Annotated in this window: 31 protein-coding genes and 1 tRNA gene; 19 read left to right on the top strand and 13 right to left on the bottom strand. The window is 69.0% G+C overall.

Going from position 1 to position 23,473, the window contains the following annotated elements; genetic code table 11:
* A complete protein-coding gene (locus ACK41C_RS12020; RefSeq protein ID WP_409654469.1) occupies window positions 1-207 on the top strand; it encodes a hypothetical protein in 207 nt (68 codons plus the stop codon).
* Entirely contained in the window at window positions 204-419 is a 216-nt protein-coding gene (locus ACK41C_RS12025; RefSeq protein ID WP_409654471.1) for a hypothetical protein, read from the top strand. Before ACK41C_RS12020 ends, ACK41C_RS12025 begins: the two co-directional genes overlap by 4 nt.
* On the opposite strand, the gene ACK41C_RS12030 is transcribed toward ACK41C_RS12025, so the two are convergent.
* Window positions 385-624: a ribbon-helix-helix domain-containing protein gene (locus ACK41C_RS12030; protein WP_409654474.1), complete on the bottom strand. Its 240-nt coding sequence runs from the start codon at window positions 622-624 to the stop codon at window positions 385-387. The genes ACK41C_RS12025 and ACK41C_RS12030 overlap by 35 nt on opposite strands.
* 115 nt (window positions 625-739) lie before the next feature.
* Between ACK41C_RS12030 and ACK41C_RS12035 the strand changes: the two genes are divergently transcribed.
* Window positions 740-1,522, top strand: a complete 783-nt coding sequence (locus tag ACK41C_RS12035) for a Coq4 family protein (protein ID WP_409654477.1) — start codon at window positions 740-742, stop codon at window positions 1,520-1,522.
* A gap of 8 nt (window positions 1,523-1,530) precedes the next feature.
* On the opposite strand, the gene ACK41C_RS12040 is transcribed toward ACK41C_RS12035, so the two are convergent.
* Window positions 1,531-1,707, bottom strand: coding sequence for a DUF4169 family protein (locus ACK41C_RS12040; RefSeq protein WP_409654480.1), 177 nt, complete (start codon window positions 1,705-1,707; stop codon window positions 1,531-1,533).
* Window positions 1,708-1,885: 178 nt separating this feature from the next.
* Here ACK41C_RS12040 and ACK41C_RS12045 point away from each other — a divergent pair, with 178 nt between their 5' ends.
* Together ACK41C_RS12045 and ACK41C_RS12050 are read left to right on the top strand one after the other, a co-directional pair.
* Window positions 1,886-3,307: a CHASE domain-containing protein gene (locus ACK41C_RS12045; protein ID WP_409654483.1), complete on the top strand. Its 1,422-nt coding sequence runs from the start codon at window positions 1,886-1,888 to the stop codon at window positions 3,305-3,307.
* A complete protein-coding gene (locus ACK41C_RS12050; protein ID WP_409654486.1) occupies window positions 3,276-3,551 on the top strand; it encodes a hypothetical protein in 276 nt (91 codons plus the stop codon). Before ACK41C_RS12045 ends, ACK41C_RS12050 begins: the two co-directional genes overlap by 32 nt.
* Here the strand turns inward: ACK41C_RS12050 and ACK41C_RS12055 are convergent.
* On the bottom strand, window positions 3,548-4,279 hold the full coding sequence (locus ACK41C_RS12055; RefSeq protein ID WP_409654489.1) for a cytochrome c oxidase assembly protein: 732 nt from the start codon (window positions 4,277-4,279) through the stop codon (window positions 3,548-3,550). The genes ACK41C_RS12050 and ACK41C_RS12055 overlap by 4 nt on opposite strands.
* A 105-nt stretch (window positions 4,280-4,384) precedes the next feature.
* Window positions 4,385-5,554 carry a glutamine-hydrolyzing carbamoyl-phosphate synthase small subunit gene (carA, locus tag ACK41C_RS12060; protein ID WP_409654492.1) on the bottom strand — a complete coding sequence of 390 codons (1,170 nt, stop codon included), beginning with the start codon at window positions 5,552-5,554 and terminating at the stop codon, window positions 4,385-4,387.
* 162 nt (window positions 5,555-5,716) lie between these two features.
* Here carA and ACK41C_RS12065 point away from each other — a divergent pair, with 162 nt between their 5' ends.
* Window positions 5,717-6,151: a DUF1330 domain-containing protein gene (locus ACK41C_RS12065; protein ID WP_409654495.1), complete on the top strand. Its 435-nt coding sequence runs from the start codon at window positions 5,717-5,719 to the stop codon at window positions 6,149-6,151.
* A gap of 77 nt (window positions 6,152-6,228) precedes the next feature.
* Window positions 6,229-6,474, top strand: coding sequence for a DUF1272 domain-containing protein (locus ACK41C_RS12070; protein WP_409654497.1), 246 nt, complete (start codon window positions 6,229-6,231; stop codon window positions 6,472-6,474).
* A 263-nt stretch (window positions 6,475-6,737) separates the two neighbouring features.
* Here ACK41C_RS12070 and ACK41C_RS12075 read toward each other — a convergent pair whose 3' ends face one another.
* Window positions 6,738-7,868, bottom strand: coding sequence for a response regulator (locus ACK41C_RS12075; protein WP_409654499.1), 1,131 nt, complete (start codon window positions 7,866-7,868; stop codon window positions 6,738-6,740).
* Window positions 7,869-8,030: 162 nt separating this feature from the next.
* Between ACK41C_RS12075 and ACK41C_RS12080 the strand changes: the two genes are divergently transcribed.
* The 8 genes from ACK41C_RS12080 to ACK41C_RS12115 all read left to right on the top strand — a co-directional run bounded on the left by ACK41C_RS12080 (window position 8,031) and on the right by ACK41C_RS12115 (window position 15,132).
* On the top strand, window positions 8,031-8,726 hold the full coding sequence (locus ACK41C_RS12080; RefSeq protein ID WP_409654502.1) for an HAD family hydrolase: 696 nt from the start codon (window positions 8,031-8,033) through the stop codon (window positions 8,724-8,726).
* A 76-nt stretch (window positions 8,727-8,802) separates the two neighbouring features.
* Entirely contained in the window at window positions 8,803-9,189 is a 387-nt protein-coding gene (locus tag ACK41C_RS12085; protein ID WP_409654505.1) for a hypothetical protein, read from the top strand.
* Entirely contained in the window at window positions 9,186-9,743 is a 558-nt protein-coding gene (locus ACK41C_RS12090) for a hypothetical protein (protein ID WP_409654507.1), read from the top strand. Before ACK41C_RS12085 ends, ACK41C_RS12090 begins: the two co-directional genes overlap by 4 nt.
* A gap of 13 nt (window positions 9,744-9,756) precedes the next feature.
* On the top strand, window positions 9,757-10,620 hold the full coding sequence (locus ACK41C_RS12095) for a sigma-70 family RNA polymerase sigma factor (protein ID WP_409654509.1): 864 nt from the start codon (window positions 9,757-9,759) through the stop codon (window positions 10,618-10,620).
* A 43-nt stretch (window positions 10,621-10,663) separates the two neighbouring features.
* Window positions 10,664-12,547 carry a DNA primase gene (gene dnaG, locus ACK41C_RS12100; RefSeq protein WP_409654512.1) on the top strand — a complete coding sequence of 628 codons (1,884 nt, stop codon included), beginning with the start codon at window positions 10,664-10,666 and terminating at the stop codon, window positions 12,545-12,547.
* 83 nt (window positions 12,548-12,630) lie between these two features.
* Window positions 12,631-14,565, top strand: coding sequence for an RNA polymerase sigma factor RpoD (rpoD, locus tag ACK41C_RS12105; protein ID WP_409654515.1), 1,935 nt, complete (start codon window positions 12,631-12,633; stop codon window positions 14,563-14,565).
* 31 nt (window positions 14,566-14,596) lie between these two features.
* Window positions 14,597-14,851: a hypothetical protein gene (locus ACK41C_RS12110; protein WP_409654518.1), complete on the top strand. Its 255-nt coding sequence runs from the start codon at window positions 14,597-14,599 to the stop codon at window positions 14,849-14,851.
* Window positions 14,848-15,132, top strand: a complete 285-nt coding sequence (locus tag ACK41C_RS12115) for a type II toxin-antitoxin system RelE/ParE family toxin (protein WP_409654522.1) — start codon at window positions 14,848-14,850, stop codon at window positions 15,130-15,132. The genes ACK41C_RS12110 and ACK41C_RS12115 overlap by 4 nt, the downstream gene beginning before the upstream one ends.
* A 6-nt stretch (window positions 15,133-15,138) precedes the next feature.
* Here ACK41C_RS12115 and ACK41C_RS12120 read toward each other — a convergent pair whose 3' ends face one another.
* Window positions 15,139-15,759, bottom strand: a complete 621-nt coding sequence (locus ACK41C_RS12120) for a TIGR02466 family protein (protein WP_409654525.1) — start codon at window positions 15,757-15,759, stop codon at window positions 15,139-15,141.
* A 155-nt stretch (window positions 15,760-15,914) separates the two neighbouring features.
* Window positions 15,915-16,136, bottom strand: coding sequence for a flagellar basal body rod C-terminal domain-containing protein (locus tag ACK41C_RS12125; RefSeq protein WP_409654529.1), 222 nt, complete (start codon window positions 16,134-16,136; stop codon window positions 15,915-15,917).
* Window positions 16,137-16,281: 145 nt separating this feature from the next.
* Here ACK41C_RS12125 and ACK41C_RS12130 point away from each other — a divergent pair, with 145 nt between their 5' ends.
* Window positions 16,282-16,629: a hypothetical protein gene (locus ACK41C_RS12130; protein ID WP_409654531.1), complete on the top strand. Its 348-nt coding sequence runs from the start codon at window positions 16,282-16,284 to the stop codon at window positions 16,627-16,629.
* Between the two features lie 3 nt (window positions 16,630-16,632).
* Here the strand turns inward: ACK41C_RS12130 and ACK41C_RS12135 are convergent, their stop codons facing one another.
* The 3 genes from ACK41C_RS12135 to ACK41C_RS12145 form a co-directional block, all read right to left on the bottom strand.
* A complete protein-coding gene (locus ACK41C_RS12135) occupies window positions 16,633-17,334 on the bottom strand; it encodes a methyltransferase domain-containing protein (protein ID WP_409654534.1) in 702 nt (233 codons plus the stop codon).
* Window positions 17,335-17,454: 120 nt separating this feature from the next.
* Complete coding sequence (locus tag ACK41C_RS12140) at window positions 17,455-18,708, bottom strand: serine hydrolase domain-containing protein (protein ID WP_409654536.1); 1,254 nt, start codon at window positions 18,706-18,708, stop codon at window positions 17,455-17,457.
* A gap of 86 nt (window positions 18,709-18,794) precedes the next feature.
* The gene (locus ACK41C_RS12145) at window positions 18,795-19,334 is read right to left on the bottom strand and encodes a YbhB/YbcL family Raf kinase inhibitor-like protein (protein ID WP_409654538.1); all 540 of its coding nucleotides are present in this window, start codon (window positions 19,332-19,334) and stop codon (window positions 18,795-18,797) included.
* A 204-nt stretch (window positions 19,335-19,538) separates the two neighbouring features.
* On the opposite strand from ACK41C_RS12145, the gene panD reads away from it, so the two are divergent.
* Both panD and ACK41C_RS12155 read left to right on the top strand, forming a co-directional pair.
* Window positions 19,539-19,895 carry an aspartate 1-decarboxylase gene (gene panD / locus ACK41C_RS12150; protein ID WP_409654541.1) on the top strand — a complete coding sequence of 119 codons (357 nt, stop codon included), beginning with the start codon at window positions 19,539-19,541 and terminating at the stop codon, window positions 19,893-19,895.
* 83 nt (window positions 19,896-19,978) lie between these two features.
* Window positions 19,979-20,362: a hypothetical protein gene (locus tag ACK41C_RS12155; protein ID WP_409654543.1), complete on the top strand. Its 384-nt coding sequence runs from the start codon at window positions 19,979-19,981 to the stop codon at window positions 20,360-20,362.
* Window positions 20,363-20,367: 5 nt separating this feature from the next.
* On the opposite strand, the gene ACK41C_RS12160 is transcribed toward ACK41C_RS12155, so the two are convergent.
* The gene (locus ACK41C_RS12160; RefSeq protein WP_409654545.1) at window positions 20,368-21,108 is read right to left on the bottom strand and encodes an SIMPL domain-containing protein; all 741 of its coding nucleotides are present in this window, start codon (window positions 21,106-21,108) and stop codon (window positions 20,368-20,370) included.
* Between the two features lie 148 nt (window positions 21,109-21,256).
* Between ACK41C_RS12160 and ACK41C_RS12165 the strand changes: the two genes are divergently transcribed.
* Window positions 21,257-21,332: transfer RNA gene (locus ACK41C_RS12165), tRNA-Ile, on the top strand.
* A gap of 253 nt (window positions 21,333-21,585) precedes the next feature.
* On the opposite strand, the gene ACK41C_RS12170 is transcribed toward ACK41C_RS12165, so the two are convergent.
* Window positions 21,586-22,173 (bottom strand): hypothetical protein, encoded by a 588-nt coding sequence (locus ACK41C_RS12170; protein ID WP_409654548.1) that lies wholly within the window; start codon window positions 22,171-22,173, stop codon window positions 21,586-21,588.
* A 551-nt stretch (window positions 22,174-22,724) separates the two neighbouring features.
* The gene (locus ACK41C_RS12175; protein WP_409654551.1) at window positions 22,725-23,210 is read right to left on the bottom strand and encodes a DUF3237 domain-containing protein; all 486 of its coding nucleotides are present in this window, start codon (window positions 23,208-23,210) and stop codon (window positions 22,725-22,727) included.
* Window positions 23,211-23,473 lie beyond the last annotated feature (263 nt).

Below are 23,473 nucleotides of genomic sequence, written 5' to 3' on the forward strand. Positions count from 1 at the left end.
ATGAGCGACGACTTGCCCGGCGAACCGAGGAAAGGTCCAGGGGGGCGGCCGATCCCGGTGCTGCTCTGGGCTGCCCTCGGGGTGCTGGCGGTCGTCGCCTTCGTCTTCGTGATGCGGGCGCTCAACCCTCCGACGCCCGGCCGGACGCCGCCGATGACCGATCTGCCGGCTTCCGCGCCTCAACCTCTGCCGATGAGCCCCCGATGACCGATCCCCAGACCCCGCCTAAGCGCCCCGACCCGCCCGGCCGGCGGATTCCCCCGCTCGTCTGGGTCATCGTCGCCTTCCTGGTCGTGATCGTGGTTCTCGCGGTGATGGCCTATGGCGGCAAGCGCACCACGCCGACGGGAGAGACGGTCCTTCAGGGCGAGCCGAGCGAGGCGGTCATGCCGCCGGATCCGCGGCCGGCGACCCGCTAAGCTCCGCAAACCGCAGGGCGGCCACACGACACGCCGAGGCCAGCGGGCGGTCGGCCCGGCCTGAGTCGATGCGTCCGATCAGGGCGGCCAGGCTCATGCCTTCGGCTGCCGCCATCTTCTCCAGCACCGTCCAGAACTCCGGCTCCAGCGCCAGGGAGGTGGCGTGGCCGGCCAGCAGGACGGATCGTTTACGTAAGCGTGGCATGGAGCCCTTCTTTCGCTCACGCGGTCGTCAACGCCAAGCCATTGGCAGGGGACTTGCCAAAAGTTGACGCTAGCGTCATCTTCGATCCGAACACTGTTTGAGGGGATTTCCGCCCATGGCCATGACTGCCGACGCCTATGACCTGTCCGCCCAGCGGGAGGCCGCGCCGGCCAATCAGCCGCTGCCCAAGCCCCGGCTGCAATGGGGTGCGGCGCTCAAGGCTCTGCGCCGGCTGCTGAACGACAAGGAAGACACCGGCCAAGTGTTCGAGATCATGCGCGCTCTGAACGGCTCGGCCACTGCGCGCGCCTATCATCGCCTGCTGACCACCACCCAGGGCGGACGCATCGCGTATGAACGCCAGGAGTTCGCCCAACGGCTGATGGACGACACATGGCTCGACTCCTTCGCGCCCGGCACGGTCGGGGCGACCTATCGCGACTTCGTCCGCTCGGAAAACCTCTCCGCCGAGGGGCTCGCCGAGGTCAGCCGCGCCAGCGGCAATCAGATCGAGGTTCCGCACCCCTATGCGTGGATGGGGCGGCGAACTCGCGACGTGCACGACATCTGGCACATCCTTTCCGGCTATCATCGCGACGGCCTGGGCGAGGCGTGCCTGGTGGCCTTTTCCTACGCCCAGACCAAGGGCCTGGGCTGGGCGCTGATCGCCCTCGGCGCGGCGGCTCGCTCGCGCAAGGGCGCCTATCCCTACGCCAGGGCCATCTGGCAAGGCTACAAGCGCGGCAAGGCCGCCGCCTGGCTGCTCGGCGAGGACTATGACCGCCTAATGGCCGAACCGCTGGAGGCCGCGCGGCGGCGGCTCGGCATCACGCCGCCGACCATCTACGACTCCATCCCGCCCGAGGCGCGGGACGTCACCGCGCCGCCGCGGATGTAGCCGGCGTCTCAGGTCTCGCGCTTGGCGCCGTCGAGTTGGCGGGCGGCCTTGTCCGCCTCGGCCTTGGCTAGCGCCTTCTCGCCCTTCGCGCGCCCGAACTTCACGCGGTTGGCTTGAGCCTGCGCGGTCGCCTCCGCGCGGGCGCGGGCCTTACGCGCCTTGTTCAGATTCACGACCTCGCTCATGGGCGGCCCTCCGCTGCAGCAGGCCGGGAGCATGCGCGGATCGGAGAAGGTAGGGAAGCGCGACTCCGCGTCGCCTGGGGAATCCTCGACAGGACTCGCGCTTTCGGGCACGGAGAGAGTTCAGGCTGCGAGGGGCGCAACCTTGGCTAGAGCCGTGGATTCGAAGGCGACCAAAAGGGTGCGCCGCTGGCCGTTCGCCTTGCCCGCCGCGGTGGCGGCCGTGGGCCTGGCCGCGACGCTTGCGGCCGGGTTCCTGATCGGCCGGGCCGGGGAGGTGCGCGAGCGCCTGGAATTCGAGACCCGCGCCGAGGCGGCTTCCGACGCTCTCGCCGACCGGATGGACACCTATATGGCCGTGCTGCGCGCGGGGGCCGGTCTGTTCGCCGCCAGCGAGGCTGTCTCGCTGGAGGAGTTTCGCGCTTTCGCCGAACGGGTGGAGGTGCAGGCCCGATATCCCGGCGTGCAGGGCGTTGGCTTTTCGATCCGCATCCCGCCGGGCGGCGCCGCGGCGATAACGGCGAGGATGCGAGCGGCTGGATCAGAGGACTTCACGATCCGACCGACGCCCGGGGCGGGGCACAACCACGCCATCGTCTATCTGGAACCGATGGACGATCGCAATCGCGCGGCCATCGGTTTCAACATGCATTCCAATTCGGTTCGGCGGGAAGCCATGGACCGCGCGCGCGACACGGGCCTGCCCGCGCTTACGGGAAAGGTGCGGCTGGTTCAGGAGATCCACCCGGAGAAGCAGGCAGGTTTCCTGGTCTATGAACCGGTCTATGAGGGCGGCGCCGTGCCGGGCACCGTGGCCGAGCGCCGCACGAGGCTGACGGGCTACGTCTACGCGCCGTTCCGCGCCGGCGACCTCCTGCACGCGGTCCTGCCGCCGGAGGAGGCCGAGGGGCTGGACTACGCCATCTATGACGGGGAGCCGCAGGTGGAAAACCTGCTGCATGCGAGCTCATCAGGCCCGCCGCGCGGTGCGCTGGTCTCGACGCGGGCGCTGGAGATCGCAGGCCGGCCGTGGACCATCGTCTACTGGACGCCGCACGCCTGGGCGGGTCCCGGCCACTACACCGCGATGGGGGTGGTCCTGGCGGGGCTGGCCATCACCGGGCTGCTGGCCGTCGCCACCCTCTATCAGGGGCGGGCGCGGCTGGCGGCCGAGCGCGAGGTGGAAGCCCGACGGGTCGCGGCGGCCCGGCAGCGGCTGCTTCTGGACGAACTGAACCACCGGGTGAAGAACACCCTGGCCACCGTTCAGTCCATCGCCGCCCAGAGCTTGCGCCACGGGGCCGACGTGAACAGCGTGCGAAAGACCTTCGAGGCCCGGCTGATCGCCCTGTCAGAGGCCCACAACCTGCTCACCCGCGACAACTGGCGCGGCGCCAGCCTCGCCGATCTCGCCCGCACGGAGCTCGAGCCCTATGGGGGGGGGCGACGGGGAGCGCATGTCTTTGAACGGACCGGAAGTCTGGCTTCCGCCCAACACCGCCGTCGCGCTCGGCATGGCGTTCCACGAACTCGCCACCAATGCGATCAAGTACGGGGCGCTGTCGAACGAATTGGGCCGCGTCGTCCTGACGTGGAGCCTTGAGCCCCGGAACAGCGCGCCCGACCGGCTCTCCATCGTCTGGCGGGAAGAGGGCGGGCCGCGGGTCATGCCGCCCGCCCGGAGGGGCTTCGGCTCGCGGCTGATCCAGGGCGGCCTCGCTCACCAGCTCGACGGCGACGTTACGTTGGACTTCGCCCCCGAGGGGCTGGTCTGTACGATCGACTTTGACCTGCCCGACACTGCGGAGGTGGGTCAGCCGATGCTGCCGCTGGGGACGGCCGCCTAAAGCGCGGGCGCGCGCTTCGGCTCCGACGCAAGGGCCTGACCGAACATCAGGACAGCCCCGATCAGGTAGGCGCCGGCCATGGGCGCCCACATGATCAGTCCGCCCAACTGCTGGTCGGCAAGCGGCGTCAGGCCCCAGGCCTCGGTGGTGGTCAGGTGGGGAGCGTAGAGCGGTCGCCCCGCAAAGGTGATGAGCGCGCCAAGGAGGCCGGTCTGCATCAGGGTGGAGAGCAGGGCCGCCGCCGCGCCAAGCTCCGAGGCGCGCCGCGCCGCCGCCCAGAAGGCGAGGCCTGAACCCAGCAGCGAGGCCTGCATCAACCAATAGGCGCCGTCGTTCGACAGCGCCCAGTCATAGGCGGCCGGTGCGTGCCAAGCCCACAGCGCCACCGTCTGGGCGAGAGTCGCTGCAGCCAGCGAGGGCGCAGGGACTCGCGGAAGGCCGAAGGCCAGCAGCGGCGCGGCCACGGCGATCAGCAGGGCGTGGTGGAAGACCCGCGCCGAGAACAGGGCCGAACTCAAGGCGCAGAGCGGCGAGACAAAGGCGAGCGCCAAGACCGCCAGCCCGCCGAGAACGAGGAGATCGCGCCCTTCCCCGCCTTGCCGGCGATGCAGGGCGTAGGCGCCCGCCGCAGCGGCCAGGCCGACCATCACCCACGGATCAAGGTTCCAGCGGCTCAGCAGCTCCGAAGGGCCGGGCCCTGGGCCGCAATAGGGAATGGCGGTCGGCATCGCCTGCGATAACCGGGCGGCGGGAGGGTGGTTCCGAGAACCTGCGGCGCCTTGTCGCCAACGGCGCCGCGTCCGTGCAGGCCAGGCCGAACAGCCGCCGCCGATTCAGCCGCGGGCGGCGTCCATGTGGCCGGCGAAGCGCTCGAAGAGGTAGAGGGAGTCCGTCGGGCCGGGCGAGGCTTCCGGGTGGTGCTGGACGCTGAACACCGGCCGGTCTTTCAGCGCGATGCCGGCGTTGGTGCCGTCGAACAGCGAGACGTGGGTCTCCACCACCGGCGCGGGCAGGCTGTCGCGGTCGACGGTGAAGCCATGGTTCATGGAGACGATCTCCACCTTGCCGGTGGTGAGGTCCTTGACCGGGTGGTTCGCGCCGTGGTGGCCCTGGTCCATCTTCACCGTCCTGGCGCCGAGGGCCAGCGCCATCATCTGGTGGCCCAGGCAGATGCCGAAGACGGGCAGGCCGGACTCCACCAGCTTGCGGATCTCCGGCACGGCGTATTCGCCGGTGGCGGCCGGATCGCCCGGGCCGTTCGACAGCAGCACGCCATCGGGCTTGCGGGCCAGGATCTCCTCGGCCGAGGTGTTGGCCGGCACCACGGTGGCGCGCGCGCCGACCGAGGTGAGCGCCCGAAGGATGTTGCGCTTCACCCCGAAGTCCATGACCACGACCTCGTATTTCGGTTCGGCGGGCTTGGCGTAGCCCTCCGGCCAGGACCACAGGCCCTCGCCATAGACGAAGGGTTGCAGGCAAGAGGCGTCCTTGGCGAGGTCGAGGCCCACGAGGCCACTCCAGGCCTTGGCCTTGGCGACAAGCGCCGGGATGTCGAAGCGCCCCTCGGGCGAATGGGCGATCACCGCGTGGGGCATGCCCTGCTCGCGGATCTTGCGGGTGAGCGCCCGAGTGTCGACGCCGGCCAGGCCCACCACGCCCCGCCGCGCCATCCAGCCGGCCAGGTCGGCGTCGGCCCGCCAGTTGGCCGGAACGGTGGGGACGTCGCGGAAGATCGCGCCGCGGGCGGCGGTGGCCGCCGAACCGGACATCTGCTCGATGTCCTCCACATTCGTGCCGACATTGCCGACGTGCGGGAAGGTGAAGGCCACGATCTGGGCCATGTAGGAGGGATCGGTGAGGATCTCCTGATAGCCGGTCATGGCGGTGTTGAAGCACACCTCGCCGACCGCCTCGCCCGTGGCTCCGACGCCGATCCCCTGCAGGACGGTTCCGTCGGCCAGGACCAGGACCCCAGTGACGCCAGGAAGCAGGTCGGCGGTCATGTGCAAGGCTCCTCAACGGCTCGGCGCAGGCTCGCAGCTTCGCCGGCCCGGGTGAACCCCCGGCCGCAAGTCTGGCCTGCTTTTCGGCAAACGGCCGCGTAGGTAATGAGTCCCGAGAGGGCGGTCAATGCGGCGCGTCCACTTCGGCAGGAAAGGAACACCATGAGCGGGCATGTCGATCCCGACCGCGAGGCCTGGAGCCTCTTCAAGTCGCTGCCGCGGGATGAACCCATCCACATGCTGAACCTGATCCGGCTGAAGCCGCTGGCGGACTACCCGGCCGATCATCCGGACCACGGCAAGGGGCTCACGGGCCTCGAGGCCTATCGCGCCTATGGCCGCACCACCGCGCCGATCTTCCAGCGGCTGGGCGGGCGCCAGGTGTGGGCCGGCAAGCCGCAGGTGATGGTGACGGGGCCGCAGTCGGAGGCCTGGGACCTGGCCTTCATCGCCGAATATCCCAACGCCGGCGCGTTCCTGGAGATGGTGACCGACCCGGACTATCGCGAGCATGTGAAGCACCGCACGGCGGCCGTGGCGGACTCGCGCCTGCTGCGGCTCGCGCCGCTGGAGCCGGGCGAGGGCTTCGGCGAATAGCCGGAAAGGTGGGATCTGCGTCGTTGGCGCCGGGTGCGGCGGCGTCCAGACTGCGCGCCATCGCCAGGAGACCGCCCATGCTCGCCCTTCGCCCCAACTGCGAGTGCTGCGACCGCGACCTGCCGCCCGACAGCGAGGCGGCGCGAATCTGCAGCTTCGAATGCACCTTCTGCGCCGATTGCGTGGACACGCGGCTGGGCGGCCGCTGCCCCAATTGCGGCGGCGAGTTCGTGAAGCGCCCGGTCCGGCCGCCCGCCCTGATGGCCCGGTTCCCGGCCTCGACCGAACGCGTGCTGAAACCGGACGAGCCCTGCGCGGCGTAGGTGCACGCCGTTCCTTCCTCTCCCGCGAGCGGGAGAGGATGCCCGGAGGGCAGGTGAGGGCGAGGCGCAGCCGAGACCGCCGCAGGCGGGCGACGCGAAGCGGCGCAATAATCTGCTGCGTTTGAAAGTGTTGGCGCCTGCGGCGCCAGCGGCTCCGCCGCCCTCGCGGCCTTCGGCCGCGAGCCCTCACCTGGCCTTGCGGCCTGTCCTCTCCCGCATCGCGGGAGAGGGAGATGCGCGAGTTCGGCCGCGACAGATCGCGTCTAAAGCACCGCCGAGATCGCCTCGAACAGGGTTTCGGCGCGAACGGGCTTGGCGATGTGGCGGTCGGCGCCGGCCGACGCCGAGGCGGCCAGGTCGTCGGGGGAGGTGTTGGCGCTGATCACAATGATCGGGGCGCGGGGCAGGCCGGCGCCTTCGGCCTTGCGGATCGCCCGGATGGCCGCCAGCCCGTCCATCACTGGCATGCGCAGGTCCATCAGCACGAGGTCGAACCCGCCCGCGCGCCAGGCCTCGACCGCCTCGCGCCCGTTCTCGACGCTCACCACCTCGGCGCCGGCCGCGCCCAGCATCAGTTCCAGAACCTTGCGGTTGGTGGGATTGTCGTCCGCAGCCAGGATACGCAAGGGCGCGGCCTCGACCGTCGAGGGGAGGGCGGCCGGCGCCGCGTCCGCTTCATGGGCGGCGTCGCCATAGTCGAGCAGGCCGCCGACCAGCCCGTCGAGCTCGCGGGCGGAGGCCAGGATCTCCTGCGCCAGGGTCCGCTGCCGGGGCGAAAGTTCAGTGGCTTCCAGCGCCTGGGCCAGGCCCATCACGCCGTTCAGCGGCGTGCGCAGGGCGTGGCTCATGTCGGAAAGGAAGTCGCTCTTGGCGCGGCTGGCGACCTCGACGCGATGCAAGGCGTCTTCCAGGGCGGCGGCCTGGCGCTTCATCTCGGTGATGTCGACCCGCAGCCCCACCACCCCGCCGTCCGAGGTTCGGCGCTCCTCGATCATCAGCCAGCGCCCGTCGGCCAGGCGCTGCTCGTGCCGCTCGCCTGTGGGATTGGCGAGCTTGTCCAGCCGCGCGGCCAGCCACGCCTCCTCGCGCCCTACGGCCTCGGGATAGTCGCCTCGCGCCACCCCCATCCGCAGGGTGTCGGCCAGCCGCGCCTCTGGGGAAAACAGGTCGGCCGAGCGGTGATAGATCTCGGCGTAGCGCTTGTTCCAGAGGACATAGCGGCCCTGGGCGTCGAGGAAGACCACGCCCTCGGGCAGGAGGTCGATGGCTTCCCGCAGGCGGGCGTCGGCGGCCCGGGCCTCGGCCTCCGCGGCGGCCAGCGCCCGCCCGCCGAACATGCGCGCGAGGCTTGCCCCCAGGAAGCGCACAAGCCTCCCAAATCCGGTCCCCGACATGCTACGCCCCCGGTCGAATCGCGGGAAGGATGCGATGGGATCGGCGGCGGAAGGTGACGGCTCCGTCACATTCGCTGCAGCCCGGGATTCGTGCGAGATCGGCGCCTAAGGTTTGGGCGCCGTGCGCCGCCGGACCGGGCAGGCTGTCGAGCGGATAGGACGATGCGGATCACCACGGTCGGTTTGGACGCCGACGACACCCTCTGGCACAACGAGACCCTGTTCCGGCTGACCCAGGACCGGTTCTGCGAACTCTTGTCCGGCTACACCGAGCGGGCGGTGGTGGAGGCGCGGCTGGCGGAGGTGGAGAAGCGGAACCTTCGGCTCTACGGCTACGGCGTAAAGGGCTTCACCCTCTCCATGATCGAGACGGCCATGGAACTGGCGGGGGGCGAGGCCCCGGCGCGGATCGTGCGCGAGATCCTGGCGGCCGGCCGGGAGATGCTGAACGAGCCGGTCGAGCCGCTGCCGGGGGTCGACCAGGCGCTGGCGGCGCTCTCCGAACGCTATCGGCTGGTGCTGATCACCAAGGGCGACCTGCTGCACCAGGAGCAGAAGCTGGCCGCCTCTGGCCTCGGCGACCTGTTCGCCGCGGTGGAGATCGTCAGCGAGAAGGACGCCTCCACCTATGAGCGGGTGTTCTCGCGCCACGGAACGGGCGCGGCCCAGGCGGCGATGTGCGGCAACTCGATGCGCTCCGACGTCCTGCCCGCCCTGGAGGCCGGGTCCTACGCCGCTCACATTCCCTATCCTCTGACCTGGGCGCACGAGATGGCCGATGCGCCGATGGACCATCCGCGCTTCGCCGAGCTGGCCTCGATCCGGGACCTGCCGGCCTGGCTGGATCGGCTGACCTAGCGCTCTTTTTTTGCACTTCGCGTCACAGGCGCGCGGGCTCGGCCGTCCTCCCTTCTGAAAGTGTCGGAGGGATCGAATGTCGCGCACGCTCGCCGCGGTGCTTGCCCTGGTGCTGGGGCTGAACGCCCTGGCCATGCTGTTCGCCTCGTTCTGGTGGTACGGGGCCGTGCCGGGCGTGATCGCAACCGGCGCCTATAATCCGCATTTCGTGCGCGACATCGGCGCGGCCTATCTGGTCGCGGCCGGTGGACTGGCGTGGTTCGCCTGGCGGCCGGTCCAGGGCTGGCCGGCCCTGGCGGCTGCGGCGGCCTTCCTGACCCTGCATGCGGTCATTCACGTCTATGACGCCGGCTGCGGGCCGCGACCGGTCTCCGACGTGCTGCGCGACCTGCCGGGCGTCTACCTGCCGGCGCTGATCGCCCTCGCCCTCGTCCTTCTTCGCAAGCCTCGGGAGATCCAATGATGCTCAAACGGTTCCTCGTCCGGCAGATCGACAGGTTCGAACGCCAGTGGCGCTACGACGGCGCCTATATGCGCCGCCTGCTTGAGGACGGCGGGACGGCGCCGTTCGTGAAGTTCTGGATCGCCACCTCCATGGTCGACCGGAAAGCCGCACCGCCCGAGGCGCTGGCCGCTGCGGGGATCGTGGGGACGATGTACGAGGACTGCGGTCCCTGCACCCAGATCTCGGTGGACATGGCCGCCGCGGGCGGGGTCTCGGAAACCGTGCTGCACGCCATCCTGGCCGGCGACGAGGCGGCCATGGGGGAGGATGCGGCGCTCGCCTACCGCTTCGCCCGCGCCAGCCTGGCGCGCGACGTCGAAGCCGCCGATCCCCTGCGGGACGAGGTGGTGCGGCGCTGGGGCGAGCGCGCGCTCGTGGCGCTGGGCCTGGCGATCACCACCGCGCGGATGTATCCGACGTTGAAATACGCCCTCGGCTACGGCAAGGCCTGTTCGCGGGTGACGGTCTCCGGCGAGCCCGCCAGGATCGCCCACCTGGCCGCCGCGGCCTGATCGGAGGTCAGCCATGCCCGCCCCCGATGTCGCGATCTTCGAAGCCAATCGGCCGCGGCTGCAGCGGCTGGCCTACCGGATGCTCGGCTCGGTGGCCGAAGCCGAGGACGTGGTCCAGGACGCCTGGCTGCGCTGGACCAGGGCGGGCGACGAGGTGGCTGATCCCGCAGCCTGGCTGGTGCGGACCACGAGCCGGCTCTGCATCGACCGCCTGCGCTCGGCCAAGGCCCGGCGCGAGGCCTATCGCGGCCCCTGGCTGCCGGAGCCGCTGATCGAGGAACTGACGGAGGATCCGGTCGAGCGGGCGGAGGACGTCTCGGTCGCCTTCCTGCTGGCGCTGGAGCGCCTTTCGCCGCTGGAGCGGGCCGTCTTCCTGCTGCACGACGTGTTCGACCAGGACTATGCGGTGGTGGCTGGGACCCTCGGCCGCAGCGAGGCCGCCGTGCGCCAACTGGCCAGCCGGGCGCGCGCCCATGTGCAGGACGCCAGGCCCCGCTTCAGCGTCGACCAGCAGGCCGCTGCGCGCCTGGCTACGGCCTTCATGCGGGCGGCCTCGCAAGGGGACATGGCGGCGCTCTCCTCGCTGCTGACCGAGGACGCGATCATGGTGACCGACGGCGGCGGCAAGCGTTCGGCGGCCCTGCGCCCGCTGATCGGGCGCGAAGACGTCATGCGCATGTTCGAGGGCCTGGCCTGGCGCGGCGCCCTCACCTACGAGGACGACACCTTCCGCCCGGTGCGGATCAACGGCTATCCAGGCGTGGTGCTGAACCGGCCGGACGGGCCGATGACCATGGCCTTCCAGCCCAGCGAGGACGGCCGGCTCGCCGCCATCTACATCATGCGCAATCCCGAGAAGCTGCGCCACCTGGGCTGAAGCGGCTTCGCAGGCGGCGGAAAGCGGCGCATATGATCGAGCCGTGCGCTTCGACGAACACTTCCTGGACGAGCTGAAATCGCGGCTGCGCCCTTCCGACGTGATCGGTCGGACCGTGAAGCTGCGCAAGCAAGGCCGCGAGTTCGTCGGGCTGTCGCCGTTCAACAAGGAAAAAACGCCGTCGTTCTATGTGAACGACGACAAGGGGCAGTTCTTCGACTTCTCCTCCGGCAAGACCGGCGACCTGATCACCTTCCTGCAGGAGACCGAGCGGCTGACCTTCGTGGAGGCCGTCGAGCGGCTGGCCGCCGAGGCGGGGCTGGCCTTGCCGGCCGCCGACCCGCAGGCCGCCCAGCAGGAGAAGAAGCGCCAGGGCCTGGCCGATTGGCTGGAGCTGGCCTGCCAGTGGTTCGAAGCCGCCCTGCGCCGGCCGGAGGGCAAGGAAGCGCGCGCTTATCTGGAACGCCGGGGCCTGCCGGAGAAGGAGTGGGAGCGGTTCCGCCTGGGCTATTCCCCGCCGGGGCGTACGGCGCTGAAGGACTATCTGGTGACCAAGGGCGCGCGGCCGGGCGACCTGGTCGAGGCCGGCCTGCTGATCGCGCCGGAGGAGGGCGGCGCCCCCTACGACCGGTTCCGGGACCGGATCATCTTCCCCATCGCCGACGCCCGCGGGCGGATGCTGTCGTTCGGCGGCCGCGCCATGGACCCGCAGGCCCGCGCCAAATACCTGAACGGGCCGGAGACCCCGCTCTTCCACAAGGGGCGCACGCTCTACGGCCTGGCCGAAGCGCGGAAGATCCTGGCCGCCGCGCCGGCCGCGGAGACCCCGCCCCTGGTGGTGGTGGAAGGCTATATGGACGCCATCGCCTGCCAGCGCGCCGGCGTGCCGGCCGTGGCGCCCTTGGGCACGGCGCTCACCGAAGAGCAGATGGAGATGCTCTGGCGGCTGCATCCGGAACCCACCCTCTGCTTCGACGGCGACCGGGCGGGGATGCAGGCGGCCTCGCGGGCCATCGATCGGGCCCTGCCGCTGCTGAAGCCCGGCCGCAGCTTCAAGTTCGCCATCGTCGAGGGCGGCAAGGACCCGGACGAAGTGCTGCGCGAGCAGGGCGCGGCGGCCCTGCGGTCTCAGCTCTCGGCCACCACGCCCTTCGTGGACGCGCTTTTTTCCCGCGAGCGCGACATCGAGTCGCTGGATACGCCGGAGCGCCGGGCGGGCCTGAAGGTGCGCCTGCGCCAGGCCGCCGCGGCCATCGGCGACAAGGACCTGGCCCAGGCCTATCGCGACGAGCTCTTGCAGCGCTTCGACGCGGCCTTCGGCCGGCCCGTTCGGCCGGAGGGAGGCGGGCGGCCGTTCGCCTCGGGAAATCAACGGTTTGACAGATACGCCCCGCCGGCCCGTCCGACCCCGCAGGGGCGGGCTGCGGCGCGCCGGCTCGCCCAATCTCTGGACCCTGCGCCCGCTGCGCTCGCCCGCTACGTGTTGCTCGATCCCATGGTTCTGGACGACCATCTGGAGGATGGCTTCACCGCCGGCGGCTTCGGCGATCCGGCGCTGTCGGATTTGGCGAAGCAAATCATCCGTTTCCGCCTGGAAGCCGAGCATCTTGACTCTCAGGCCCTCGCACGCCATCTCGCGGCCTGCGGGTTTGACGCGCTCTTGACAGACATCGACCGGGCCGCTGCGACATCGGGCGCGCCCTTCCTGAAACCGGATGTCTCCCTCGAAGGCGCACGATCCCAGTGGTCGTTGGCCTTTTCCGGTCTATCCCGGCTGGCCGCGCTGGAGCATGAGATCGACGCAGCCAAGCGCGGCTTGGGCGGCGAGGCTTCGGGCGCGGCGGCCTTGATACGCCTGAAGGGTGAGCGCGACGCACTGAAACGCGCGATCAGAACGGGAACGATTTGGGCGGAAGACGGGTCGTAAAGGAAATCGACCCCTATTGGCCGTCATTAAGCATCTTCGGCCCGACCCTTGCATGGGGGGCGGGCCGGAAGTCGGAGACATAGATGAGCACCAATACGGCCGAAGCGGAAACTCCCGAGGCGACCGGCGGCGACGGGCCGCTGCTCGACCTGACGGACGCCGCCGTCAAGAAGTTCATCAAGCAGGCCAAGGCCCGCGGCTACGTCACCATGGACGAGCTGAACAAGGTGCTGCCGTCGGAGGAAGTGACCTCCGAGGCCATCGAGGACACGCTCGCCATGCTGTCGGAGATGGGCGTCAACGTCGTCGAGGCCGAAGAGGACGCCGAGGGCGGCGAAGTGGCCGTGCGCGAGGAGAGCGCCGTCGTCGAGACGACGAAGGAGCCGGCCTACGACCGCACCGACGACCCGGTGCGCATGTACCTGCGCGAGATGGGCTCGGTGGAGCTGCTGTCCCGCGAGGGCGAGATCGCCATCGCCAAGCGCATCGAAGCCGGCCGCGACACCATGATCCGCGGCCTGTGCGAAAGCGCGCTCACCTTCGAAGCCATCATGGTGTGGCGCGAGGAGCTGGGCTCGGGCCGCATCCTGCTGCGCGAGGTGATCGACCTCGAACAGACCTATGGCGGCCAGAACGCCGCGGTCGCCGCGGACGCCGAGGCCGAGGAGGAGGAAGCCGAGGCCGAAACCGAGGACGGTGAAGCCGCGGCCAAGGCCGAGGGCGAGGACGACGACGATTTCGACGACGGCGCCGGCCCGACCATCAGCGCCATGGAAGGCGAGCTGCGCGAGGGGGTCATGGCGACGCTCGACGCCATCGCCGCCGAGTTCGACTCCTTCCGCAGCCTGCAGGAGAAGCTGGTCGCCAAGCGCCTGAAGGGCGAGGACCTGTCGGACGCCGACCGCAAGGCCTACGAGGCGGCGACCACGGCTATCGTCCAGCACCTGAAGACCCTGAAGCTGAACAACAACCGCATCGAGGCTCTGGTCGAGCAGCTCTATGCGATCAACAAGCGCCTGATGGGCCTGGAAGGCCGGCTGCTGCGCCTGGCCGACAGCTACGGCATCAGCCGCGGCGAGTTCCTGAAGGCCTATTTCGGCAAGGAGCTGACGCCCGACTGGACCGACCAGGTCAAGCAACTGGGCGTGCGCTGGACCAAGTTCGCCGAGAACGACGCCGGCCAGATCGCCGATATCCGCCAGGAGATCGCGGCGCTCGCCACCGAGACCGGCGTGCCGATCGACGACTACCGTCGCATCGTCCAGACCGTGCAGAAGGGCGAGCGCGAGGCCCGTCAGGCCAAGAAGGAGATGGTCGAGGCCAACCTGCGCCTGGTGATCTCCATCGCCAAGAAGTACACCAACCGCGGCCTGCAATTCCTTGATCTTATTCAGGAAGGCAATATCGGCCTGATGAAGGCGGTGGACAAGTTCGAGTATCGCCGCGGCTACAAGTTCTCGACCTACGCCACCTGGTGGATTCGGCAGGCGATCACCCGCTCGATCGCCGACCAGGCCCGGACGATCCGCATCCCGGTGCACATGATCGAGACGATCAACAAGATCGTCCGCACCAGCCGCCAGATGCTGCACGAGATCGGCCGCGAGCCGACCCCGGAGGAGCTGGCCGAGAAGCTGGCCATGCCGCTGGAAAAGGTGCGCAAGGTCCTGAAGATCGCCAAGGAGCCGATCTCCCTCGAAACCCCGATCGGGGACGAGGAGGACAGCCATCTGGGCGACTTCATCGAGGACAAGAACGCCGTCCTGCCCATCGACGCGGCCATCCAGTCGAACCTGCGCGAAACCACCACGCGGGTGCTGGCGTCCCTGACGCCGCGGGAGGAGCGCGTGCTGCGCATGCGCTTCGGCATCGGCATGAACACCGACCACACCCTCGAAGAGGTCGGCCAGCAGTTCAGCGTCACCCGCGAGCGGATTCGCCAGATCGAGGCCAAGGCCCTGCGCAAGCTGAAGCACCCCTCGCGGTCGCGGAAGCTGCGGAGCTTCCTCGACAGTTGACGGGTTTGGCCGTCGGTATGAGCATGGCGCCATGGCCGACGGCGAACTGACCCTGAAGCTCGACGACGACACCGCCCGGCGGCTGCAGGAAGCCGCCGACGCGGCCGGCCGGCCGGTGGCCGACTATGCGGCGGGAATCATCGCGGATTCTCTTGATGGGGACGGCCATTGGCTTGCCGCGCGTGAGGCCGTGGCCGAGTTCGAGCGGACCGGCGAGAGCTACGATGCCGAAACCGCGATGGCGGAATTCCGCGCTTCCGTTGCGCGACGGGTTCGGAAGGCTTGAGGCGGCGCGTCGAGGTCCTCGCCGCCGCGCGCCGGGACCTGATCCGACTGGAGGCCTTTCTCGTCGAGCGCAATCCAGGGGCTGCGGTGCGAGCGGCGGCGGTGATTTCAGACGCCGTGCTGTCACTCGGCCAACTGGCCGAGCGCGGCCGGCGAGATCCGGAAAGCGAACTGCGCGAAATCGTCGTGCAGTTCGGGCGCAACGGCTATGTGATCCAATGTCTCGTGGAGCCCGAGCGCGTGCTCGTCGCCCGCATCTTCCACGCCCGGGAAGCCCGCTGAGGCGCCCTACCGCCACGCGTAGTTGAAGCTGACCGAGATCCGCTCCTTGCGGGCGGCGTTGGCGGGCACTTCGTGGCGCAGCCAGCTTTCCCACATGAAGATCGTGCCGGGCTGCGGGGTCAGGTAGACGAAGGCCTGGGCGTCTTCCTCCGCATCGGGCCGGCGGGGCGGGGCGGCCATCATCAGCGGCAGGCGCGGATCTTCCAGCTTGAGCGCGCTCGCGCCCGGCGGCACGGCCACATAGACGGTGCCGGAAAGCACGCTGTGCGGATGGATGTGGCCCGAATGGCCGGCGCCCGGCTTCAGGACGTTGACCCAAAGGCTGTCGAGCTTCAGCCGGCGGCCGCCCAGATCGAAGGCCAGCGCCTGGGCGTAGGCGGCGGCGTGGCGGTCGAGCCGCCGCTTCAGCTCGGCGAAGACGGTCGCCCGCTGGGGCAGGTCGTCGAGCGACGCATAGGACGTGTAGCCGCCATAGCCATGCTCGCGGCACCAGGCGCGGCCGGCCGCGTCCTCGGCCGCCAGCATTCGGCAGGCGTCCTCGAGTTCGGCGTTGAGTTCCGGAAAGCCGCGCTCCTCGGCGAGGCTGGCTTCATAGACCTGGGTGACGAACAGCGGGCGCAGAGACATGCCCGGCGGCTAGAGCACGATGCGGTCAGACGAGATCGTCTGACCGTTGAATCGTGCTCTAGATTCAAAAGTTTGAGCGCGTTCTGATCGCAAAACCGGGTCCCACTTTTGCGGAACGCGCTCTAGGCCCTGACGGACCGTTTGTCAAAGCCGCGTCAGGCCAGGATGTCCAGCAGGGCCTTGTTCATCTCGTCGGCGGTGCGGACCACGGCTGCGTTGGCGGAGAAGGCGGTCTTGGCCCCGATCTGCTCCACCGTCTCGGCGACGAGGTCGACCTGAGCTTCCGGGTCGCCCATCTGGGCGGTGCGCAAGGCCGAGGCCTCGAAACGCTTCGAGGCCTGGAACATGCCGTAGGCGGCGGTGGCGATCGGATCCATGCGAGAGCTCTCCCCTCGGAGAGTTTCGGCCATGGCTGGTTAAGCCTTCGCGTGACGACGTGGTGAAGCGGCCCCTAACGCGCGGCCCCGAAATCGGCGATGTTGCGTTCTTACGATGGGGCAGAATGTTCGAGGGAATGAAGCCATGCATCGCATCCTGATCGCAGCCGCCGGGGCGCTGGCCCTGACCGGGCCGGCGGCGGCCCAGAGCCTGGACAACCCGCCGACCGAGACCGTGCTCTGCCTGGACGTCGGCGGCCGCAGCCTGCCGCCGGTGTGCAAGGTCCCCGGCAGCCGGCTCGATCCGCGTGAGGATATCTGCATCTGCCGCGAGGGGATGCGGGTGATCGCGCCGATCTGCCCGCCGGGGGTGAGGCCGCCGGCCGAGAGCGTCGCCTATGAGAAGGCTCGCCAGCTCGCCGCCCGCGACGGGACCCTGGTCGGCGACCTCTACGAGGGCCGGCCGATGTGCGTGGCCCCGCGGACGCCGTGAGGATCAGGCCTTGGTCGCCAGGAAGACCTTTTCCCCGCGTTGAAGGCGGTAGCGTACGCTGTCGGAGCCGCCGGCTTCGTATTCAGCGAGGGTGAAGCCGGCGCGGCGGAGGCGGTCGCGGAAGTCGGCCCCGTAGAAGCGCACGTGGTCCTCCTGGCCGAAGTGGTGGAAGCGCGCCTCTTCGTCCGCGACCGCGGGGTTCTCGTAGGTGCGGCTCCAGCCCTCGATGAGCGGCACCATGGCCACCAGCCGGCCTCCGGGTCGGAGGATGCGGTGCAACTCGCCCATGGCCCGCGCGTCGTCCACATGTTCGAGCACGTGCGAGGCCACGACGACGTCGCTGGAGGCGTCGGGGCGGTCGATGGCCTCGAGATTCAGCACAAGATCGGCGCGGCCAGGCTCAATGTCCGCCGTTACGTAGCTGTTGGGGCGGTCGGCGCGGACCAGTTCGGCGATGAACCGCTCCGGTGCGAAATGCAGCACGTCGGCCCCGGCGAACCCGATCAGACCCTCGCGATGAGCCAGGTGGAACAGGCGGTGACGCTCCAGGGAGCGGCACTTCGGGCACATGACGCCGGTGCGCAACGGCCGGCCGAAGCCCTCGAACAGCCCGCCGTAGCCGCAGCAGGGGCATTCGGCGGGGCCGAGCAGGTCGCGGCTATAGAGGGCCGACAGCATCGCCGAACGCTCGGGGCGCGAAGCCATTCCCCGCAATAGCCGGACTGCGACCGCAAGCTTCGACACAGGACACCCGATCGGCTGTCATCCGTTCCGCCGGAGAAGGCTAACCCAGGCGTGTGTCGCTTTGAAGCGGTCGATCGAGCCTCACGCCTTCCCGAGCGCGCCGTAGACCAGTTTCTGGAACACCGGCAAGGCGGCGCGGCCGCCCATGCGCTGGCCGGTGGCGAGCTGGGCGGCGGCTTCGGGCCCCAGCGGCATGGAGTTCTGGATCAGGTAGATGAGGATCATGTCCTCCTCCGGATCGGCCTGCCACCAGGTGCCGAAGGCCCCGGGCCAGCCGAAGGCGCCCTTGGAGCCCGCGCCCATCCAGGCCTGCTTTTCCGGATCGACGATCGTCGACAGCCCCAGGCCGAAGCCCTGGCCCAGCCAGAAGGGGATGCCCATGAAGGGGATCTGGCGCTGCGCGTCGGTCAGCCGGTTGGCCGCCATGAGCTCGACCGTCTCCGGCTTCAGATAGCGCACGCCGTCCAGTTCGCCCTTGTTGAGCAGCATGCGGGCGAACTTCAGATAGTCGTCGGCGGTGGAGATCAGGCCGCCGCCGCCGGCGCAGAACTCCGGCGCGGCGTCCCCATGCGGGAAGGAGACGTCTTGCAGGCGGTCGGTCTCCGGGTTGATCCGATAGAGCTTGGCCATGCGGCTGCGCTTTTCCGGCGGGCACCAGAAGTCGGTGTCGGCCATGCCCAGCGGCGTCAGGATCCGCTCCATGATGAATTCGCGATAGCCGGTTCCGGCGACGCGGCCGACCAGGAAACCCAGCACCTCGGTGGCGTGGCTGTAGTGGAAGCGCTCGCCCGGCGGATAGGAGAGGGGCAGGGAGCCCAGGCGCTTCAGCCATTCGTCGGGGGTATAGGGCACGCCCAGGGGCGGCCCCAGAACCTCCTCATGCGCCTGGGCGATGGGACCGACCGAGGTGAAGCCGTAGGCAAGCCCGCTCCGATGGGTCATCAGGTCGTCCACGGTGATCGGCCGCGGAGCGGGATAGGTGTCGTCGAGAGGTCCGGTGGGCGAGGTCAGCACCCGCATCCCGGCGAGCTCGGGCAGCCACTTGTCGATCGGATCGTCCAGCGAGAGCTTGCCTTCCTCCATCAGCATCAGGGCGGCCACCGAGGTGATCGGCTTGGTCATGGAGGCGATGCGGAAGAGAGTGTCGCGGGTCATGGGCAGGCCCGCCTCCACGTCGCGCCAGCCGACGGTGTTCAGCTGGGCGATCTCGCCCTTGCGCCAGACCAGGGTCACGAAGCCGGAAAGGTCCCCGGCGTCGACCACCGCCTGCAGGCTGCCGGGGATCGCCCCAAGGCCTTCGCTCGAAAATCCGCCCGGCGCCTGATGCCCGTCCATGCCGCGTCTCCCTGCCGCCCGGCTGGAAGCGCCGGGGCTGTCGGCGCCGATATGCCCCGGGTGACGCAGGCGCCGTCAAGCGGCCTTCACTGGCGGGTGGGCGCTTCGTAGGTGGCGACCATTTCGCCCTTGGCGATGGTGGCGGCCTTCAGGGCGTTCAGCAGTTCCTCGAGCGGAGTCTCCGGCGGCATCTCCAGCCGCTCGCCCAGGGCGAAGACCTGGAAATAATAGCGATGAACGCCGTGGCCCTCCGGCGGCCGCGGGCCGAACCAGCCATGCTCGCCGTGATCGTTGCGCCCCTGGATGATCGGATGGGGCGGGTTGGCGTACATGGCGTGCGGCACGCCTTCGGGCAGGCCGCCGGCCTCGGGCGGGATGTTCCAGACCATCCAGTGCACGAAGGGCTTGTCCTGCGGGGCGTCCGGATCCTCGACGATCAGGGCGTAGCACTGGGCGTCCTCGACCTCCGTCCAGGTGAGCGGCGGCGAGATGTTGTCGTGATAGGCCGAGTGGCGGTCCGCGAGACGGCCGTCCGGCGATTGGGATGGCGAGGCGACGATCAGGCCCTCGTCGCGCCACGGATCGACCTTCAGGATGGTGATGGCTTCGCCGGAATGTTCGGGCATGGGGGGCTCCTTCGCCGCCTCAACCGCATCGCCCGCACGAAGGTTGCGGTGGCGAAGGCCGTTCGCCCAGCGCGTCAGGCTGACGCAGCGGCGCCTTGCTGCAGCGCAAGAATTGAAGCAAACGCCGTTTGCGCCTATATCCGCAGGCCGCCCACCTTCGGGCTGTTTCGGCGCCGCCGCGAGCATAAGGAAGCTTTTCGCCCCATGCTGGTGACCCTGATGAAGTCCAAGCTGCACCGGGCCACGGTGACCCAGGCGGACCTTGACTACGAAGGCTCCATCGCCATCGACCGGGACCTGCTGGACGCCTCCGGCATCCTGCCGCACGAGCAGGTGGACGTGCTGAACATTACCACGGGCGCGCGCTTCACCACCTACGCCATCGAAGCCCCCCGTGGTTCCAAGGTGATCGGCGTCAACGGCGCGGCCGCCCGCCTGGTGCAGAAGGGCGACAAGGTGATCGTGGTCACCTATGGCATGCTGCCGGCGGAGGAAGCCCGCAACTACGCCCCCACCGTCGTGCTGCTGGACGACGGCAACCTGATCAAGAAGGCCGCGTGAGGGCCGGGCTCACCGCCGCCGCCCTCCTTGCCCTGACCCTTGCCGCCTGTTCGCCATCCGCCCCGGAAGGGGTGGAGAAGGCTGTGCTTGACGAAGCCATCAGCCGGGCGGTCGGCGATCCCGGAACATGCGTGATCCTGGCCGAGCGCGGCTCCGGCAAGACGGTCTACAAGTTCGGCGGCCTGGTCGCCTGCGGTCGCGGCATGCCGGCCTGCGAAGGCCAGAAGACGCAGTCCGTCGAGGATCTGGCCAAGGCCGCAGCCGCCGACGGCCAGCCGCGCACCGCCAGCTGCCCCTCGACGGCCGACCGCTCCCGCGGCGTGGCCTGGGCGGCGGGGCCGGTGGAAGGGCGCGAACTCGTCTACGCCGCGGCGATGGAAGGGGCGAACACCCCGCCCGGGCTTGTCATCGCCGACAAGCTGGACGGCGCCTTCCGCCGGGCGGGCCTGACCCCGCCCGGATCCTGAAGGCCTTACCGCGCCAGTTCGTAGAGGCCGGTGACGTCGATCCGCACCCGCATTTCGCCGGGCGAGACCGGCGTGGCCATCATGTCGGCCTTTTCGGCCCGGGCGTAGGCCATCATCGGCATGGGCGGGGGCGGCGCATAGCCGCCACCCTCGCTCAGGCTGACCATGCGGGCGACGCGGTGGCCGGTGGCGCGGGCGTAGAGCTCGGCCTTGGCGGCCAGGGCCTTCACCGCTTCCTCGCGTGCGGCGTTCTCCGCCGCGGCCGGGTCCTTAAGGCCGAAGGAGATGCCGTTGACGCTGTTGGCGCCGGCCTGGACCGTGGCGTCGACCGCCCGCCCGAGGCGGGAGAGGTCGTTGACCGTCACGGTCACCTGGTTGGTCGCCTGGTAGCCGCGCAGGCGCGGCGGCTCGTTGGGCAGGTAGTCGTATTGGACGTGGATGTTGAGGCCGCTGGTCTGGATGTCGCGCTCGGCGATGCCGGCCCGGCGCAGGGCGGCCATGACCTGGTTCATCTTCTCCGTGTTGGCGGAGAGCGCCGCGGCGGCCGTGGGCGCCTCGGTCACCACCCCCAGATTGATGGTGGCCATGTCCGGCGCGACCTTGGTCTCGCCATAGGCCGAGAGGTTGAGGGTGGTGGCTCGGAACATGGAGTCGGCGGCCGGCGGCGGTGCTTGCGAGAACGCCGCAGGCGCGGCGGCGAGGGCGAGCGTCAGGCCAAGGGCGCCGGCGCGGACGAAGGATTTCATGGCTGTCTCCCGACTGGGGCGATTGAGCGCCGCCCCTGGCCGCCGAACGGCGGACGGAAGCGGACGGTTCCGCTTCTCTCAAAGCGAAGCTGAACGGCGGCTTTAAGGCGCATGCAGCCCATGCTAACCAGCGGTCCCTTCGCTGCAGGGGCCTGTAGCTCAATGGTTAGAGCCGGCCGCTCATAACGGTCTGGTTGCAGGTTCGAGTCCTGCCGGGCCCACCAGCGAAGGGTTTCTCGCGTTCGCCGGCTCCCGCCCACATTATAGTAAAGTATTGTTTTACAATAGCTTGATGTCAGCCTTGGCTCGGCCTTCGTCCGCGGTGTTCCAAGGATTTCCATTCAGGTTGTGGGTATCGAAGGGGATCCAAAGAGACGGCGGAACATAACAAGAACATTGCTGGTCAGCGACTCCCCTCCAAGTGTGCAGGTGCGGCTCGCTATCTCCGGTGAGCAGCGCTAGAGGCGCTGTGGTGCTCTAGACGATCGGGCCGCTCCTCATGAACGTCGCCGTGGGTTCGAAGCGCAGCGTTCCGCCTTCGGCGCGTCGCGGATAAAGAACCTCCGGCCAGGGGCCCGGCTCGAGGTGACGCAGCCGCTGGCTATCCTTCATGCCCAATAGCCACGGCTCGATCCGCAGGATGTTGAGGCGCCGGAATCCCGGCTCGATTGGCTCAGGCGGGGCCGAACGCATCCCATAGTAGACCCATAGCTTCAGGGCCTCTTCGCTTACCCGTCCCAGCTTCAACAGCGACTCGTGCCGCCAGCAACTGTCCACCTCGAAGACGATGGGCAAGCTCCCGCCCTCGCGTGGAGACCACATCACGTCGAAGCGCCCGGAATACCTGCGCCGCCTGTAGCCCGTGGCGACCTCGATCTTGGAGTCGTATCCGAAGCGGTCGCCTAACTCCGAGAGGCGGCGCTGCAGGAGATCGTGCCGCTGGAGCTTGGTGATCCGTTTGGGGAGCGGCCGGGTCAGTTCGCGATGAATGGCCGCGATGAGGGAGCGATCAAGACGCCAAGCGGCATCGGCTGCGGGCCAGAAGGTCGGCGGTGCGGAGGACATTGTGGGGAGCCTTTCGAGAGCGCAAATCCGCTCCCCCCGACTTCCCTTTGACTCGTCCGGCGATACCCGCTGAGGGGCTTTCCCGACTGCCGAGATGTTCAAGTCTGTTCGACTGGCGACAAGAGGCGCGACAGGAGTTTGGCGGCCCATTGACGGGCCCGGGGTGGCGGTGCACGGGGCTGCCGTCCTTGAGGTCTTCCCGTTCCTCGGCGGCAATTGGGAGAAGCGCCAAGTTGAAAAGCAGCTCGGGCGTCGCCTCTGACGGTGCGGCGCCATGCGGGCGGCGAGTACGTTCCCTCTGCGATAGGTTTAGTGCTCTGCCAGACCCCCTTAGTGACGCCCCCAGAGCGCTCAGGGTCTTACGCAGCCGCCGGAGCGAGGCCGTGACGAGCCGCCGGTGCAGGCCCCGTATGCCCGCTGCGGCGGCGCTAATGAGTTGACCGCATGAGGGACAATCGCGGTGATGCTGACGGAGAAGACGCTGCTGCGAGCTGGCAAGGGGCGCGCTCTAGCGAAGAATCCTCCCAGCGCAGCCCGACGACTGATGAGGGTCAGGAAACCTCAAAGATCTCATAGGCGACGCCGCCTTGGATGAGCCGACCAACTCCCACGCTGACGATGCCGTTCAACCACCTGTATGAGTGGTGTCCCGTTTCAAATACTGGAACTGTTCGAAAATAGTACCGTCGAGGATCGACCTCGTGCCGTGCTCTGCTGTCGGCGATCTGTTCCATCACCCCTGGGTCGAACCAGATGCGACCGCCATAGCTCATGTGGATTAGGGCCCCATCATCGCACTTGAGCACCAAGCGAGCGTCGATGAATCTCATTCCGCCTGCGGTCAACATCCAGTCGCCTGTTCCAGGACAGACCTGGCCGTTTAAGCGCTCCCCCAGGAAGCGCCCGCTTGAGACTGCGTTCAGCACTCGGCGACCAAGGGCGCCCTCGCCCGCGTCCAACGGACTTGCGAGCGTCGCCTCAAGGGTCAGCAAGTGACGCAGACCTGGGGGCGTGGCTTGTAAGGGGGAGGTGGGCATAGGGTTCTGTCCTGCGGGTGGAAGTCGCCGAGACGCGGCGGCACCCGAAAGCCAAGCTGGATGCAGCCCGCCTCGAAGAGGGAACAGGAGCTCAACTCGGCAGAACGCCGGCTACGCGGAACATCATGAGCCGCGGATAAGGCCTTAACTCCACGGTGGCCCAGGCGGCTCGTTCGTTTGGAAGCTCATTGAGGCGCCCAATGCTGCTTCGAAGGAAGCCCAACCCAGCAGGCTGGAGAGGCAGCGGAGGGCAGAATTCGGCA

The sequence above is a fragment of the Phenylobacterium sp. genome (assembly GCF_046290725.1).
GTDB lineage: Bacteria > Pseudomonadota > Alphaproteobacteria > Caulobacterales > Caulobacteraceae > Phenylobacterium.